At 62.3% G+C, this 14,307-nt stretch carries 18 protein-coding genes and 2 tRNA genes; 14 read left to right on the top strand and 6 right to left on the bottom strand.

Features of this window, described 5'->3' with window-relative positions:
* Positions 1–48: 48 nt before the first annotated feature.
* Both NGM68_RS14480 and NGM68_RS14475 read right to left on the bottom strand, forming a co-directional pair.
* Positions 49–1,296 (bottom strand): RNA-guided endonuclease InsQ/TnpB family protein, encoded by a 1,248-nt coding sequence (locus NGM68_RS14480; protein ID WP_252698946.1) that lies wholly within the window; start codon positions 1,294–1,296, stop codon positions 49–51.
* A 9-nt stretch (positions 1,297–1,305) separates the two neighbouring features.
* A complete protein-coding gene (locus tag NGM68_RS14475; RefSeq protein WP_252698945.1) occupies positions 1,306–1,446 on the bottom strand; it encodes a hypothetical protein in 141 nt (46 codons plus the stop codon).
* Between the two features lie 62 nt (positions 1,447–1,508).
* On the opposite strand from NGM68_RS14475, the gene tnpA reads away from it, so the two are divergent.
* The 4 genes from tnpA to NGM68_RS14455 all read left to right on the top strand — a co-directional run bounded on the left by tnpA (position 1,509) and on the right by NGM68_RS14455 (position 5,273).
* Positions 1,509–1,907, top strand: coding sequence for an IS200/IS605 family transposase (tnpA, locus tag NGM68_RS14470; protein WP_252698944.1), 399 nt, complete (start codon positions 1,509–1,511; stop codon positions 1,905–1,907).
* 105 nt (positions 1,908–2,012) lie between these two features.
* On the top strand, positions 2,013–2,495 hold the full coding sequence (locus tag NGM68_RS14465; RefSeq protein ID WP_252698943.1) for an archease: 483 nt from the start codon (positions 2,013–2,015) through the stop codon (positions 2,493–2,495).
* Between the two features lie 165 nt (positions 2,496–2,660).
* Positions 2,661–3,752, top strand: a complete 1,092-nt coding sequence (locus NGM68_RS14460) for a DoxX family protein (RefSeq protein WP_252698942.1) — start codon at positions 2,661–2,663, stop codon at positions 3,750–3,752.
* A 57-nt stretch (positions 3,753–3,809) separates the two neighbouring features.
* Entirely contained in the window at positions 3,810–5,273 is a 1,464-nt protein-coding gene (locus NGM68_RS14455) for an RtcB family protein (protein WP_252698941.1), read from the top strand.
* A 74-nt stretch (positions 5,274–5,347) separates the two neighbouring features.
* Here NGM68_RS14455 and NGM68_RS14450 read toward each other — a convergent pair whose 3' ends face one another.
* Complete coding sequence (locus tag NGM68_RS14450) at positions 5,348–5,566, bottom strand: hypothetical protein (RefSeq protein ID WP_252698940.1); 219 nt, start codon at positions 5,564–5,566, stop codon at positions 5,348–5,350.
* A 204-nt stretch (positions 5,567–5,770) separates the two neighbouring features.
* On the opposite strand from NGM68_RS14450, the gene moaA reads away from it, so the two are divergent.
* Positions 5,771–6,748 carry a GTP 3',8-cyclase MoaA gene (gene moaA / locus NGM68_RS14445; RefSeq protein ID WP_252698939.1) on the top strand — a complete coding sequence of 326 codons (978 nt, stop codon included), beginning with the start codon at positions 5,771–5,773 and terminating at the stop codon, positions 6,746–6,748.
* Positions 6,749–6,802: 54 nt separating this feature from the next.
* Here the strand turns inward: moaA and NGM68_RS14440 are convergent, their stop codons facing one another.
* From NGM68_RS14440 to NGM68_RS14430, 3 genes are read right to left on the bottom strand one after another with little or no spacing between them, the layout of a single operon-like run.
* Positions 6,803–7,303 (bottom strand): DUF7519 family protein, encoded by a 501-nt coding sequence (locus tag NGM68_RS14440; protein WP_252698938.1) that lies wholly within the window; start codon positions 7,301–7,303, stop codon positions 6,803–6,805.
* Positions 7,300–9,264 (bottom strand): DUF58 domain-containing protein, encoded by a 1,965-nt coding sequence (locus tag NGM68_RS14435; RefSeq protein ID WP_252698937.1) that lies wholly within the window; start codon positions 9,262–9,264, stop codon positions 7,300–7,302. The genes NGM68_RS14440 and NGM68_RS14435 overlap by 4 nt, the downstream gene beginning before the upstream one ends.
* Positions 9,261–10,175 carry a DUF4129 domain-containing protein gene (locus NGM68_RS14430; RefSeq protein ID WP_252698936.1) on the bottom strand — a complete coding sequence of 305 codons (915 nt, stop codon included), beginning with the start codon at positions 10,173–10,175 and terminating at the stop codon, positions 9,261–9,263. The genes NGM68_RS14435 and NGM68_RS14430 overlap by 4 nt, the downstream gene beginning before the upstream one ends.
* A gap of 183 nt (positions 10,176–10,358) precedes the next feature.
* On the opposite strand from NGM68_RS14430, the gene NGM68_RS14425 reads away from it, so the two are divergent.
* From NGM68_RS14425 to NGM68_RS14385, 9 genes are all read left to right on the top strand, one after another.
* Positions 10,359–10,441: transfer RNA gene (locus NGM68_RS14425), tRNA-Ser, on the top strand.
* A gap of 101 nt (positions 10,442–10,542) precedes the next feature.
* Entirely contained in the window at positions 10,543–11,061 is a 519-nt protein-coding gene (locus NGM68_RS14420) for a 30S ribosomal protein S13 (protein ID WP_252698935.1), read from the top strand.
* On the top strand, positions 11,061–11,582 hold the full coding sequence (locus NGM68_RS14415; RefSeq protein WP_252698934.1) for a 30S ribosomal protein S4: 522 nt from the start codon (positions 11,061–11,063) through the stop codon (positions 11,580–11,582). The genes NGM68_RS14420 and NGM68_RS14415 overlap by 1 nt, the downstream gene beginning before the upstream one ends.
* A 1-nt stretch (position 11,583) precedes the next feature.
* Complete coding sequence (locus NGM68_RS14410) at positions 11,584–11,970, top strand: 30S ribosomal protein S11 (protein ID WP_252698933.1); 387 nt, start codon at positions 11,584–11,586, stop codon at positions 11,968–11,970.
* Positions 11,971–11,973: 3 nt separating this feature from the next.
* A complete protein-coding gene (locus NGM68_RS14405) occupies positions 11,974–12,723 on the top strand; it encodes a DNA-directed RNA polymerase subunit D (RefSeq protein ID WP_252698932.1) in 750 nt (249 codons plus the stop codon).
* Positions 12,724–12,890: 167 nt separating this feature from the next.
* Positions 12,891–12,975 (top strand) — tRNA-Leu (locus NGM68_RS14400).
* A gap of 132 nt (positions 12,976–13,107) precedes the next feature.
* Entirely contained in the window at positions 13,108–13,461 is a 354-nt protein-coding gene (locus tag NGM68_RS14395) for a 50S ribosomal protein L18e (protein ID WP_252698931.1), read from the top strand.
* Complete coding sequence (locus tag NGM68_RS14390; RefSeq protein ID WP_252698930.1) at positions 13,461–13,910, top strand: 50S ribosomal protein L13; 450 nt, start codon at positions 13,461–13,463, stop codon at positions 13,908–13,910. Before NGM68_RS14395 ends, NGM68_RS14390 begins: the two co-directional genes overlap by 1 nt.
* Entirely contained in the window at positions 13,904–14,302 is a 399-nt protein-coding gene (locus tag NGM68_RS14385; protein WP_252698929.1) for a 30S ribosomal protein S9, read from the top strand. The genes NGM68_RS14390 and NGM68_RS14385 overlap by 7 nt, the downstream gene beginning before the upstream one ends.
* The last annotated feature ends 5 nt before the right edge of the window (positions 14,303–14,307 follow it).

Raw genomic sequence — 14,307 nt, 5'->3', positions numbered from 1 at the left:
ACACTCCCTGCAACCCCCGACGCCTACCCGTTTCAGAGCAAGGCCGTCTCAAACGGTTACGAGGGATGAGGTCGGGCGGTTCACGCGCCCCGATGCCCACCGTCGCACCTTCCGAACTTGAGGAAGGCTCTTGAGAGCAGGTACATCTAACAAACACTTCGCCAATCCACGCTTCGCAACGTTCACCGACGCATTCCTATCCGCATGGTCTTGATGACCACACGACTTGCACTGGAACCGCTTCCACCGTCGATTCGCTCGCTCGGCGTGTTCACACGCCGTCAACGCACAGCCCTGACTCGTGTACTCCGCTTCAACCGAGGCAATCGGGATGCTTTCAAACGCTGCTTTGTACGCGATGAACACGTGTGTTGCGCGGAACGGCATCGCGTGGAGCCGACGATTCATCTGAGTGCCGTAGTCAATTGACTCGCGCATATCCTTGAGGTCTTCAAGTGCAATGCACGGGTCAGGAAACCGCTTCGCAAACTCGACTACGGCCCGAGACAATTTGTGGAGTCTATCGTGGACAAACCGATACTCTCGGTCACAAACCACGTTCTTGTACGACGGCTTCCCCGCGTTCTGCATCCGCTTTTTCATCGTGAAATAGCGGTGGCGTTCAGACTTAATTTCGGGGAAGTCGATGATGAGTGTGTCGAGAACTCCCGTTTCATCCATTGCGGTCAACGCGATGTTGTCCTCGTTCACATCCACACCAATCACCGTCTTCGAGTCGGTTTTGTCTCGGACGGTCTGCGTCTGGTGTGTGACGTTGACGTGGAGTTCGGCACGGCCATCCGTGAATAGGGCTTCAGCCGTCCCTATCTTCCACTCGTCACTCGACAGTGCGATTTTCAACACGTCGAGATGCACCGGATCGCCAACGACCGTCCCTCGAACGGGATGATATGGTTTCGGAGAGATACGAAACGCAACCTCGCCGTCGTCGGTGAGTGAGAGTGTGTAGCCCTCTTTGTGGTTCATTCGCAGGGGATATGACCCAGTTTTGGTGTGACTGGGCATGTTGTAGTCGTCGTATTCGTAATAGTTCTCCATCGCTTCGAGGGCTTTCTTGACGACCAACTGTGTGTTGTTTTTCACGAGGTTGGCGTCTTGCTCCATCTGGCGACGGATGTCATCCCAGTCTTCGCCCTGTTTGGCGAGGCGGATGGTGTCGTTGTACACTGAGCGTGATTCTTGCGTGGACTCGAAGACTTTCGCCTCATCGCCCTCTTCGTAAAACTGGAGTTGGAGTGGGAGGGTTTTCGTGAGGTTTTGGTCTTCGATGTCCATGCGTGAAACTCACTCGGTGTCTTCGTCGTACGTCCACTCGCGGAGAAGTTTGCGTACGACATCGGCTTTCGTTCGGTCTTCGTCGATGCATTTCTTCGAGAAGTCTTTGTAGAAGTCCTCCTCGAAATCGACGGTGAATCGTCGCGCCATCTTATTTGCAGTAAATACTTATTAACACATTGACTTAAATGTTGTTACGTCGTGCGGTGTGTATGGAGGTGACTCGTTCAAACCACACGGTGTACAATATCAACTACCACTTCGTGTGGTGCCCTCGGTATCGACACTCGTTTCTCGACTACGTTGCAGAGACATTGGAATCGGAGTTCCATGTGATTATCGAGCGGAACGACACCGAGTTGCGGTCGTTGCATATCTCCCCTGACCACGTTCATGTGTTCCTGGGAGCGCATCCGAAACACGCGCCAAGTGAGATTGTATTACGGTTGAAGAGCGTGACAGCACGGAGATTGTGGTCAGAATATCCCGAAGTGATGCGGTCGTTGTATTGGGGCGGTGGGTGTTGGGAGCGTTCATTCTACGTGGGGACGGCAGGAGAGGTGAGTCGGGAAACGATTGAACAGTACATCAACCGTAGTGAGCATGTGTAGTCCTTCGACGGGCTTCACCCCCGACCCCAAGGGTCGGGGTTCTCGCCCTGCACCGCCTATAGATCGACGAACATAGGGCACTGGGTGGGGTACGCTCCAACACGTATGAGCTACGAACTCCGCGCCCACACCGCGGACATCGCGGTCGCCGCGAGGGGGGAGTCACTCGAGTCGACGTTTGCGGCCGTCGCCGACGGGTTAGCCGGGGCCTCCTGTGATGAGATCGCCGCCGGTGACGCTGCTCCTCCCACCCCTGACGACGCTGCTCCCGGCGCGTCGACGGATCGATTCTCGCTCGCAGTCACCGCCGAGAACCGCGAGGCGCTCCTGTTCGAGTACCTGGACGAACTCATCTATCTTCGCGACGTGCGCCTCGAGCTTCCCGTCGAAAACCGGGTCGAACGGCTCGCGGAAGAGCCTGAAACGGACGAGGGAGACGACCTGGATGCCTGGCGACTCGAGGCCACTGCCCGCGGCGTTCCGCTCTCTGACATCGACGCCCGCGAGATCAAGGCCGTCACCTACTCCGAGATGCGCCTCGAGGAGGTCGACGCCGGGTGGGAGGCGTACGTCGTCTTCGACGTGTAACCAATCCCTCGCTAACTGATCACCGCACGCACCTGGCGTCTGTGGTTCCCGACGATTTCTCGACACTGTACACCTCGTCCTGTCGCTCGTCACTCGAGCGGCCGACTCTGGCCTGTCAACGTGATCGACTGTGTGCTTTTATTCGTGGCTGGAGTACGGGCAGCTATGGCGCGACGTCATCACGTCACGAGCGGAGTCGCCACAATCGGCCTGTCGCTGCTGTTCCTCCTTACCACAGCGCCCGTCAGCGCCCACGAGGAGTACGTCGTCGACGAGGAACACGACGTCAGCGCGAGCGAGTTTTTGGCCGACGCATTCACCGATCCGGCTATCGTGGGAGTGCTCGTAGCAGGTGGACTCGCCGTGGTGTTCGCGCTGGCGGGGTATCTGTGGGTGAAACCGGTTCCCAGAGACGTTGCCGCCTTCCGAACCGCCATGCGCGAGTACACAGAGTTCGTGCCGTGGCTCCTTCGCATCTCCTTCGGCATTCCCCTCATCGGTGCCGGGTTCAGCGGCTACTTCGTCAGTCCCGCTCTCGAGATCGAGGTTCGTCTACTGCAGGTGGCTCTGGGCTTTCTTCTCCTGTTCGGGCTGGCCACACGACTCGTCGCGCTCGTCACCCTCGCCGTCTACCTCGTCGGTCTGCTCACCTGGCCGACCTTGCTGTTACAACTCGAGTTCGTGGGTGGCCTCCTCGCAATAGCACTCGTTGGGAGCGGTCAGCCAAGCGGCGATCACGTCCTCCAGCGGGTGGCCGGCGGGCCGGGAACGCTGTACGGTCGCATCGATCGGGTGTACGACGTCGCCACACGCTTTCAGACGTGGATCGCATCCTACGAGCAATTTGTTCCGACCGTCACTCGCGTCGGACTGGGACTCACGTTCATCTACCTCGGCACCGGCCAGAAACTGCTTCGACCAGGCATCGCACTCGCCGTGGTCGATCGGTACGACCTCACGAACGTCGTCCCGGTGAGCCCCGAACTGTGGGTGATTGGTGCGGGGCTAACCGAGACGGCACTCGGAATTGCCCTGATTCTCGGCCTCTTTACCCGAGCCAGCGCGGCGACGGCGATCGCAATGTTCACGCTAACGCTCTTCGCGTTGCCCGACGATCCCGTCCTGGCCCACGTCGCCCTCTTCGGGATGGCGTCGGTGCTGTTGATCACCGGCGCAGGCCCGTACTCGGTCGACAACCGCCTCGAGACCGTCGAAGCCGAACTCGAGGACGCCGTGGCATCAGCGGCCGCAGACTAACCACTCGACGGGCACGACCTGGCAACACCTTTCAGCCTGCACGTCCCATCGTCGAGTATGACCAAGACGTTCGACGCCGACGGCATCGTGCTCGAACAGATTCGAGAGCACGTCTGGGAGCTACCACAGGAAGGCCCCATGCGCGTTCCAGCCCGTGTGCTGGCCAGTGAATCCCTGCTCGAGGAGATCAGCGAGGATCGCACGCTCGAACAGTTGCGCAACGCGACCCACCTCCCGGGGATCACGAAGTACGCCATCTGCATGCCCGACGGTCACCAGGGGTACGGCTTCCCGGTCGGCGGCGTGGGCGCGATGGACGCCGAAAACGGCTGTATCTCGCCGGGGTCGGTCGGCTACGACATCAACTGCGGCGTCAGAATGATGCGAACGAACCTGACCTACGACGACCTCCAGGGCCGGGAGGAGGCACTCGTCGAGGCCCTCTTCGAGGCCATCCCGTCGGGGCTCGGTGGTGGCGGCGTCGTCGAAACTGACGTCGAAACGATCGAGCAGATACTCGAGCGCGGCGTCGACTGGGCGCTGGAGGCAGGCCACGCCGTCGAAGACGACCTTGCTCACTGTGAGGACGAGGGCGTTCGAGCCGGAGCCGACGCCTCGAAGATCAGCCAGAAGGCCAAGGATCGGGGCAAAAACCAGGTCGGCTCACTCGGCTCCGGGAACCACTTCCTCGAGGTACAGCGTGTGACCGACATCTTCGACGACGCGGTCGGCGAGGCCTTCGGGCTCGCGGAAGACCAGATCGTGGTGTTGATCCACTGTGGCTCGCGCGGACTGGGTCACCAGACGTGTAACGACTACCTGCGAAAGATCGAGCGTCAACACGGTGGGCTGTTGAACCAGTTGCCGGACAAAGAGCTGGCGGCTGCGCCCGCTGGCTCACAGCTGGCCGAGGACTACTACGCGGCGATGAATGCGGCGATCAACTTCGCCTGGGTCAACCGGCAGCTAATCATGCACCGCACGCGGGAAGTCTTCGCGGACGTGTTCGATCGCTCCTGGCAGTCGATGGAGATGGAATTGCTGTACGACGTCGCCCACAACATCGCCAAGAAGGAAAACCACACCGTCGAGGGCGAACAGCGAGAACTGTTCGTCCACCGGAAAGGGGCGACGCGGGCGTTCCCTGCCGGCCATCCAGACGTCCCGAAGGCCTATCGCGACGTCGGCCAGCCGGTGATCATCCCCGGCAGCATGGGTGCCGGAAGCTACGTCCTCCGTGGGGGCGAGAACTCGCTCGATCTTACGTTTGGGTCGACGGCCCACGGCGCTGGTCGGCTGATGAGCCGTACCCAGGCGAAAAAGGACTACTGGGGCGAGGACGTTCGGGACGAACTCGAGTCCCAGCAACAGATCTTCGTCAAAGCCCAGTCGGGAGCGACGATCGCCGAGGAAGCGCCGGGCGTCTACAAGGACGTCGACGAGGTCGTACGTGTCTCCGACGAACTCGGCATCGGCGATAAAGTGGCCCGGACGTTCCCGGTCTGCAACATCAAGGGGTGACGACGCGTCGCTGGCTCGAGACCGATTTTTGGGGTTCCCGGTACCGCCGGTGATCAGTCAGTCTCGAGCGCCGATCAGCTGATCCGGAACGGACTCTCGTCTTCGTCCGAATCGTCCTCCTCCGTCCCATCGTCGTAGGGTTTTCTGGCTGTAATCGTCACTTCCGCTTCCGGCGCGTCCTCGTCCACCCACGGACTGTCGTAGGCGGACAGCTCGAGGCCGGTTACCTCCCAGCCGGCGTCTTCGATCAGGGCGACGAGTTCACGCTGGTCGTCGAGCATCTCGCGATCCATACCACTCCCTCCGACCTCGAGTGGGGTAGCTGTTGGGCTTCTGGGCCCGGCTCAATCTGGCACATGTCCCCCACGGATGACACATACCATGCCGTGCGTGAACCGAATGCGTCCGCTCTTCGGCCCTGGCACGTAACCACGAATGGTTACATAACTGCCGGTGAAGCCCACGTGTTTAAGCGGATCCGACCGCAATTGTCTCGCATGCTCACCGACGACTTCGGACGCGAGGTAACCGGGGTTCGGGTCTCGCTCACCGATCGGTGTAATTTCGACTGCGTCTACTGTCACAACGAGGGGTTGGGCGACACGCGTGGGCCGATGGCCCCCCAGGACGACGAGATGGACACCGACGACGTCGTTCGCTTTCTCGAGGTTGCCGCGGAGTTCGACGTGACGGCCGTCAAATTCACCGGTGGCGAACCGATGCTCAGGGAGGATCTCGAGGAGATCATCACCCGGACACCGAATTCGATGGAGGTCTCGCTCACGACCAACGGCACCTTCCTCCCCGGTCGGGCCGAGGCGCTCGTCGACGCTGGTCTCGAGCGGGTCAACGTCTCCCAGGATGCGCTCGATCCCGAGGCGTTCGCCGCGGTAACGAAAAGCGGGGCCTACGACAAGGTGATCGAAGGTGTCCACGCGGCCCTGGATGCAGGGCTCGATCCGGTCAAACTCAACATGGTCGTCTTCGAGCACACGGCGGGGTACGTCCCCGAGATGGTCGACCACGTCGCCGAAAACGACGGCCTCCAGCTCCAGTTGATCGAGTACATGCCCGAGTTGACGGGCAAACCGGAGTGGAACGTCGACATCCAGCGCGTTCACGACTGGCTCGCCGAACAGGCAGAGGAGGTCGAACATCGCGAGATGCACGACCGCAAGCGCTACTGGATCGGCGCGGACGACGGCACGGGTCGTGGCATGGTCGAAATCGTCGATCCCGTCGAGAACCCCACCTTCTGTGCGAACTGCCACCGCGTCCGGGTCACCCATCAGGGCTATCTGAAAGGCTGTCTCAACCGAAACGACGACCTGCGCCCGATGGGGGAGATGACGAAAGCCGAGATCCGGGAGGCGTTTCGAGCGGTCGTCGCCAACCGAGTCCCCTACTACGGCGAGTATATGGTGCGAAACGAGGCCGGCGACTGGGAGTTGAACGAGGAGTACATCGGCGTCTAGGGGTTCAACAGCAGGTAGTGTCTCTGTTACGAACCCGCTCGAGTCGCTTTCGCTCTAGCGACCTTTCAGCCCGACGACCACGAACAACACCGACAGCAACAGGAGCACCACCGCACCCGCGGGCTGGCCGCCGGCACCGAACACGTACGCACCGTAGCCAACCGTCGCCGTCAGCAACCCGACGGAGAGACTCGAGAGTAGCTGTACCCCCTCGAGACGACGAGTGTCGGCTTCCCGGCCGAGCTGGGAGCCGAGTTCGACGGCGCTGGTACCGAGATCCCAGGCTACCAGCGCGGTGACGGCACCGAGCACCGTCGCTTCGACGGGCGCACCCTGGAGCCCGCCGAAGAGGACGCCCAGGAACACCAGTCCGGCACCGATGTCGACTGCGCCGTAGATTCCGCGGTGGAGACCGAGACCAAGTACGAGGAATCCGACCAATCCAACGGTCGGGCCGGCCGGCCCACCCAGGGCTGCCGAGAGGACGGCGACACCGCCCGCGAGCGTCGCAGCTACACTCGAAATCCGCGTCGGGCGTCTGGTGACTTCGATCATCGGTTCTCACCCGCGTTGGCTCGTGCAATGACCTCGTCGATGGTTTCGTCTGCCGACCAGTCGATGACCGGAACTCCAGCCCGCTGGAGGTCGAACCGGCGAATGCGCCGAGCGACGCGAGCGAGTTGCTGGCTGGTCGTCCGCTCGGCGGTCGGATCCGGGCTGAGCACCGTCAATGCGTGACCGCGCGCGTCAAGACGCCGTACGATTCGGGTGGCGGTGGCATCACAGAGCGGGCTGATGAACAGAATTTGCGTCTCGGCGGAGAGCCGACGGCGGATCATCCTGAGCTGTGGCTGCCACTGTGTCTTTCCGCGGGGTGGCTCCGTCGCGAACTGCGGGTGGCTCGCCAGCAGTTCGCTGAACTGGATGCGGTGATGCTGACCGGAGGAGGGGGCTAGCCAGCAGGTATCACGCAGGTTGATCTGTCTCGTATCTGTACGGTTGACCGGCCCCAGGGCGGCGAGACCGACCGTATCACCGGCATCAAGCAGCGACGCCGCGATCAAACCGGCGGCTTCGACAGCGCGGTCGACGGCGTGGGGTGCATCCGGCTTCGGCGCGAGGTAGGACGCCTTTCGCGCGTCGATCAGAATGAGCACGCGTGCGGCGCGCTCTTCGTGGAACTCGAGGGTCGCCAACTCACCCGAGCGGGCGTGTCGGTTCCAGTCGATGCGGTTGAGCGGATCGTTGCGTCGATACTCGCGCACGGAGTGGAACTGCATTCCCTCGCCGGCTTCGGCCGTGGTCAACTGCCCCGAGAAGGCGGCCGCGGCCGGTCGAAGCGGCATCGTCGCGGCGAGCGGGCGCAGAAGTGGCTGGGACACGAGCGTCGTCTCCGTCCCGACGTAGCACTCGCGTTCGCTCGACCGCGAGAGATCACGGGTGATCACGAGCGCCGGATCGAACGTGTGAGTGCCCCGTCGGGCCGTCACGGTGTACTCGAGCGTGACCGACTCCTCGGGTCTGAGGCTCGTGCCAAGTCGTGCCGACCCGTCGGTAAGCGCCAGGCCCGCCGGGACACCGTCGATGAGTCTGAGATCCGGAATGAAGCTGGCAGACTCGTTCGTGATCGTAACGGTGACCGCCACCTCCTCGCCAGGATCAGGGGTCTCGTTGCTGAGCGTTCGCTCGAGGGAAATATTCGGGTGGGGCGCAACGCGGAGGTGGGCGGACCCGGCGTAGCCAACACCGACGACACCGGCGAGCACGACGCCGGGCGATTCCGCTATCGCGCCGATACCCACAGCCAACAACGAGAGGGCACCGACGCCCGTCCAGTACCCCGTCTCTCGGGCAGCGCGTTCGGTTACCTCGGATACGCTCAGAGTCGTCGTTCGTGGGGTGACGTCATCGAGTTCCTCCGGGTCGTACTGTGGAATGTCCGTCGCAACTGGTCGTTCGCCCAACCCACCGTAGCCGATACTGGCGATGGTGGCAGCGGTTCGACTGACGTCCTGTCTGAACGTCGTTCGGCTGTCGAACACGGCTGCCAATCGGTTCCGAACGGATCTGGTCGGTGCCTCCAGATCGGACGAGAGGAAGGCAGCAGCACGGTCGTCCTCCGTCCAGGTACCGTTCTCGATTCGATCGAGTGCCTCCGCCTCCGACTGCCCATCGAAACGGGTGAGGACGGCAAGGGCCGCGCCGTGAAGCCCTTCGACGATTCGCTGGGAGTCAGCGGCGAAACCGTACGTCTCCGTACGGAACTGGTTGATCGTCCTCGACAGGTCGTGGCCCGGGGTCGAAACCGTGGCTCGATGTTCGGGATCGGTCGTGTCCGCAATGCGCCGTTTTTCCCGTCGGCTGCTCAGGCCGCTGAGCGCGGCCAGGATGACGACGAGACCGATCAAGAAAATGGCGTTCCGCGAAACCGATAGGTACGTGATGCCGAGGATGGCGAGCACGCCAACGAAGAACAGAAGTACGCCAACACCCAGTGCGAGACGTCGCCCGTTCATTCGTCATCACCGCCACCGTACGCGGATTCGATCGCACGAAGGATCGTCACGGCTCGCTCTTCCCGCTCGGCCGTTGTCGCCTCGTGGCCGTAGCGGACGTCCTCGAACAACCGCGTGAGTTCGTCGACGTGCTCTCGCTCGAGGCCTGCCTCGGTGGCAGCAGTCGCGAACTCTCCGGGTGTCGTCGTCTCGGGGCGGTCGACCTCGAGCAACTGGGTCATCTCCCGCCAGGCCCGGTACACTTCGTTGTCGACGTCTTCCGTACTGTCAGCGCTAATCCGATTCGCCGCTCTGCCGGCCGCGGCGGCGACGGCGGCCTGTTCGTCCGGTTGAGCGTCCGTCGACTCGGTTGGTAGTTTCTCGTCGGTCGACGACGAACGAGCACTCAACAGGAGTCCCCCCACGAAAATCATTGCGAGAACGACGAGAAAGCCGAGAAAGGGCCCCAGTTCCCGTGTGACGATGTCTTCCTCACCGTCGCCACCGTCGCCACCACCGGGCTCGCCGTCCCCGGGCGATTCTACAGTCTGGTTTTGTTGCTCCTCTGTCGGTAGGTCGACCCCCAACTCGAGCAGGAGGTAGAGAATCCCTACGAGGATCGCCGCTGTAGCGATCACGAGTGCGAGTGCTTTGACGGCGTCCCGCCGGTAGTATATCAGGTACCAGACGATGGCGATGGCGACAAGGATCCCCATCGCGTAGATGAGGTAGATGAAAAAGGACGGAATGGTCGTCGTTTCGCCGTGTTCGACCGGCTGGGGGCCGATTTCGCCATCGCCGTCGCCGTCGTTCGGACCGAGGCCTTCGCTCCCGGGATCGATCGGAGAACTGATCGTTGCGGCGACCAGGCCGATGGCGACGATTGCAACGAGAACGATCGCCACTCGAGTGAGCGTCTCTGTGGAAGGCACCAATTGACTGCCACTTTTGTACAGTTCCTAATAAGTCGTCGGATTCCGGTATGGTATCACACGCCTCCACGGTGACGAACCGGGATCTTTCGTTGCCCTTAAGTACTGGCCACGGGAAGGAACGAGTGCAATACGATGTAGGGGATCCGTCCCCGAGTCCGAGAGGGCGACGATACACACGGTGTCGTGGTAGCCAAGCGGCCCAAGGCGCATGGTTGCTAACCATGTGGCGTCAAGCCTCCGGGGTTCAAATCCCCGCCACGACGTCGATCAGACGACTGTTGCCGGTGACGAGCGACCACTGCTGGTCGCCGTCGTTGGAGACGGTCGCCTCGAACCGCACACGACCACCATAGCAAAACCACACATGAGTGAGGAAGAACCGCAAGAACACGAGGAGGAAGACGAGCTTCAGTACTTCGTCCGAATCGGGCAGACAGACCTGGACGGGACGAAGTCCGTCGAGCGCTCGCTCTCTGAGATGAACGGGATCGGCCGACGAACCGCCCGCATCATCGCAGACGAAGCGGGCGTCGACCGAACGGCGACGTTCGGCGCGCTCGACCAGGAGACGATCGACGACGTCATCGAAGTCGTCGAGAACTACGCCGACACCGTTCCCGGGTGGCTCACCAACCGCCAGCGGGACTTTTACACCGGCGAGACCTCCCACGAAACCGGTAACGATCTCCAGTTGACCCGTCAGCACGACATCAACCGGATGAAAATGATCGACTCCTACAGAGGCGTTCGACACAAGCGCGGCCAGAAGGTTCGCGGCCAGCGAACGAAGTCCACCGGCCGTACCGAAGGGACGATCGGTGTCAACGTCGAGGAGATCCGTGAAGAAGCCGCCGAAGAAGCGGCGGCGGAGGATGACGAATAATGCCACTCGGCTCCAATACCAAACAGTACGAGACGCCGAATCACCCCTACCAGGGCGAGCGGATCTCGAGTGAGCACTCGCTCCTCGACCGCTACGGTCTGAAGAATAAAGAAGAGCTCTGGCGAGCCCAGTCCGAACTTCGCTCCTACCGGCGCGAGGCCCGTGACCTGCTCGCTCAGGAGCAAGACGACGAAACCGTCATCAACCGAACCGAGGAGTTCCTCGGACGGCTCAAACGCGTCGGCATCCTCGACGAAGCCGACGAGCTCGGTGCCGTTCTGAGCCTCGAGGTCGAGGACGTTCTCGAGCGCCGTCTCCAGACGGTCGCCTACCGCAAGGGGCTGGCCCAGACGCCACAACAGGCGCGTCAGTTCATCACGCACGGTCACATCGTCCTCGACGGCCAGCGCCAGCGGGTTCCGTCGTACGTCGTCGACGTCGACGAGGAGGATCTGGTCGACTTCGAAGAGAACAGTCCGATCGCGGACGAACTCCACCCAGCACGCGCGGAGGGTCAATAACATGGCAGACGACGACAAATGGGGCATTGCCCACGTTCACGCATCGTTCAACAACACCGTCATGACCGTGACCGACCTCACGGGCGCCGAGACGATCGCGAAATCCTCCGGCGGGACGGCAGTCAAACAGAACCGCGACGAAGCGTCGCCGTACGCGGCCATGCAGATGGCCGAATCCATCGCCGACGAGATCAAAGCAGCCGGTATCACCGGCCTGCACATCCGCGTCCGCGGCCCCGGCGGGAACTTACAGAAGTCCCCCGGGCCAGGCGCACAGGCGACCATCCGTGCACTCGCCCGTGCGGGTCTCGAAATCGGTCGCATCGAGGACGTAACCCCGATCCCACACGACGGATCGCGAGCACCGAAAGGCAAGGGCGGCTACTAGACCATGACCGAAGAGTACGACGTCGAGTTCGTCGAACGTGAGGAACGGAGCGCCCGCTTTCTCGTCCGTGGTGTGACGCCCGCATTCGCCAACGGCATTCGCCGGGCGATGATCGCGGACGTCCCCACGCTAGCGATCGACGAGGTTCGATTCATCGAGAACTCGTCGGTCATGTTCGACGAGCAGATCGCGCTCCGGCTCGGGCTCGTCCCGCTGACGACGCCTCCCGTAGACGAGTTCGTCGACGGCGACGCCGTCACGCTCTCGATCGACGTCGAAGGGCCAGGAACCGCCTACTCCGGCGATCTGGTCTCGAGTGACGACCTCGTCAAACCGGCCGACCAGAACGTGCCGATCATCCAGCTGAAGGACAACCAGCGTCTCGAGGCCGAAGCCGACGCCGTCTTCGACCGCGGCAAGGATCACGCCAAACACCAGGGCGGCGTGGCCGTCGGCTACCGACACCTCCAGCGTGTCGACGTCGGCGAGGACTTACCCGAGTTCGAAGACCAGGAGCGCCAGATCGTTCGTGGCGTCATCGAGGACGACGGCGAACTCGTTACGACGAGCGAGTTCGACCACGACCTCGCCCAGCGTTACCCCGGAAAGGACGTACGCGTCGAGGACGTGCCGAACGCCTTCGTCTTCCACGTCGAAACCGACGGCTCGTTCAGCGTCGAGGAACTCGTGACCCGCGCGGTCGATTCGATTGACCGGCGTGCGGCCGAACTCGAGGAAGCCGTCCAGCTGTAGTATCGATCACGACCACACACCACAGACGACTACCAAACCAATGACCCGACGTTCCACACCCGGTTCGATCCCGACGGACGCCGACGCCGTGAGCGACGAGATCGGCAGCCGATCGGGGGTTCAAATCGAAAGGGGTTTTACGGGGCGACGGGTACGGGGAAGTGCGAGCAGGGATAGCCAAGTCAGGCCAACGGCGCAGCGTTCAGGGCGCTGTCTCGTAGGAGTCCGCAGGTTCAAATCCTGCTCCCTGCATCACTTCTCCGATCCGACGCACTCGACTCGAGGAGCGACTGACCTCGAGGTGAGGTGTGTCACCGATAGTCGATTTGCGAAGTCCCATCCATCGACGGGTGGGCACGCTCTAGTTGACACTGGAGGAAACCAATGAGTACAAAGACCAATCCGAGACTCACCGATCTCATCGCCGAGTTGAAGTCTACGTCCCGCGAGCGGGACGCAGCCGTCTGGCGAGATATTGCGGATCGTCTCGAGAAACCCCGGCGCAACCACGCAGAGGTCAACCTGGGGCGGATCGAGCGATACGCACGTGAGGAAGAGACCGTCGTCGTCCCCGGCAAGGTGCTGGGATCCGGCGCACTGCAAAAGAACGTCACCGTCGCCGCCGTCGACTTCTCGTCGTCGGCAGAGACCAAGATCGAAGCGGTCGGCGAATCGGTTCGCCTCGAGGAACTTCTCGAGGAGAACCCCGACGGCTCGAACGTCCGGGTGATCGCCTGATGAGCGTCGCTGAATACGACGCCGACGTCGTCGTCGACGCTCGAGACTGCATTCTCGGCCGCGTCGCCAGTGAGGTTGCCCAGCGCGCCCTCGACGGCGAGCGAATCGCGATCGTCAACGCCGAGGACGCCGTCATCACCGGCGACAAGAACGACGTGTTCGACACCTACCGAACCCGTATCGGGCTCGGCTCCGACCAGGGGCCGATGTACCCGCGCCGTCCGGACGCCATTCTCAAGCGAGCCGTTCGCGGGATGCTTCCGTACAAGAAGCCACGCGGACGCGAGGCGCTCGAGAACGTTCGCGTCTACGTCGGCAACCCCTACGAAGGCGACGACGACCGCGAGGCCGAGATCCTCGAGGGCACGTCGCTGGATCGACTCTCGAACATCCGCTTCGTCCACCTGCACGAAGTGTCCGAACAGCTAGGTGCTAACGTCACATGGTAACGAACACGAGTGGAAAGAAGAAGACGGCCGTCGCCCGCGCAACCGTACGCGAGGGTGAGGGTCGCGTGCGAATCAACACCCAACCGGTCGAACTGGTCGAACCGGAGATGTCCCGCCTGAAGATGCTCGAACCGTTCCGCATCGCAGGCGACGACCTCCGTGACGGCATCGACGTCGAAGTCCACGTCGAGGGTGGCGGCGTTAGCGGCCAGGCAAACGCCGTCCGCACCGCCATCGCTCGCGGCATCGTCCAGCACACGAACGACGCCGAACTCCGCGACGCCTACATGGAGTTCGACCGTTCGCTACTGGTCAACGACGTTCGCCAGTCCGAACCCAAAAAGTGGGGCGGCCCAGGCGCACGGGCCCGCTACCAGAAATCCTACCGCTGAGGTGA

Source organism: Natronosalvus vescus, from assembly GCF_023973145.1.
Taxonomy (GTDB): Archaea; Halobacteriota; Halobacteria; order Halobacteriales; family Natrialbaceae; genus Natronosalvus; species Natronosalvus vescus.
This window is presented reverse-complemented; position numbering and strand designations above follow the sequence as displayed.

Bases quoted from the DNA above. Each gene is read 5' to 3' on its own strand.
- NGM68_RS14480 (WP_252698946.1), bottom strand. From the start codon at position 1,296: ATGGACATCGAAGACCAAAACCTCACGAAAACCCTCCCACTCCAACTC.
- NGM68_RS14450 (WP_252698940.1), bottom strand. From the start codon at position 5,566: ATGGATCGCGAGATGCTCGACGACCAGCGTGAACTCGTCGCCCTGATC.
- NGM68_RS14410 (WP_252698933.1), top strand. From the start codon at position 11,584: ATGGCAGACGACGACAAATGGGGCATTGCCCACGTTCACGCATCGTTC.
- NGM68_RS14475 (WP_252698945.1), bottom strand. From the start codon at position 1,446: ATGGCGCGACGATTCACCGTCGATTTCGAGGAGGACTTCTACAAAGAC.
- NGM68_RS14420 (WP_252698935.1), top strand. From the start codon at position 10,543: ATGAGTGAGGAAGAACCGCAAGAACACGAGGAGGAAGACGAGCTTCAG.
- NGM68_RS14395 (WP_252698931.1), top strand. From the start codon at position 13,108: ATGAGTACAAAGACCAATCCGAGACTCACCGATCTCATCGCCGAGTTG.
- NGM68_RS14460 (WP_252698942.1), top strand. From the start codon at position 2,661: ATGGCGCGACGTCATCACGTCACGAGCGGAGTCGCCACAATCGGCCTG.
- NGM68_RS14455 (WP_252698941.1), top strand. From the start codon at position 3,810: ATGACCAAGACGTTCGACGCCGACGGCATCGTGCTCGAACAGATTCGA.
- moaA (WP_252698939.1), top strand. From the start codon at position 5,771: ATGCTCACCGACGACTTCGGACGCGAGGTAACCGGGGTTCGGGTCTCG.
- NGM68_RS14415 (WP_252698934.1), top strand. From the start codon at position 11,061: ATGCCACTCGGCTCCAATACCAAACAGTACGAGACGCCGAATCACCCC.
- NGM68_RS14435 (WP_252698937.1), bottom strand. From the start codon at position 9,264: ATGAACGGGCGACGTCTCGCACTGGGTGTTGGCGTACTTCTGTTCTTC.
- NGM68_RS14385 (WP_252698929.1), top strand. From the start codon at position 13,904: ATGGTAACGAACACGAGTGGAAAGAAGAAGACGGCCGTCGCCCGCGCA.
- NGM68_RS14465 (WP_252698943.1), top strand. From the start codon at position 2,013: ATGAGCTACGAACTCCGCGCCCACACCGCGGACATCGCGGTCGCCGCG.
- tnpA (WP_252698944.1), top strand. From the start codon at position 1,509: ATGGAGGTGACTCGTTCAAACCACACGGTGTACAATATCAACTACCAC.
- NGM68_RS14405 (WP_252698932.1), top strand. From the start codon at position 11,974: ATGACCGAAGAGTACGACGTCGAGTTCGTCGAACGTGAGGAACGGAGC.
- NGM68_RS14440 (WP_252698938.1), bottom strand. From the start codon at position 7,303: ATGATCGAAGTCACCAGACGCCCGACGCGGATTTCGAGTGTAGCTGCG.
- NGM68_RS14390 (WP_252698930.1), top strand. From the start codon at position 13,461: ATGAGCGTCGCTGAATACGACGCCGACGTCGTCGTCGACGCTCGAGAC.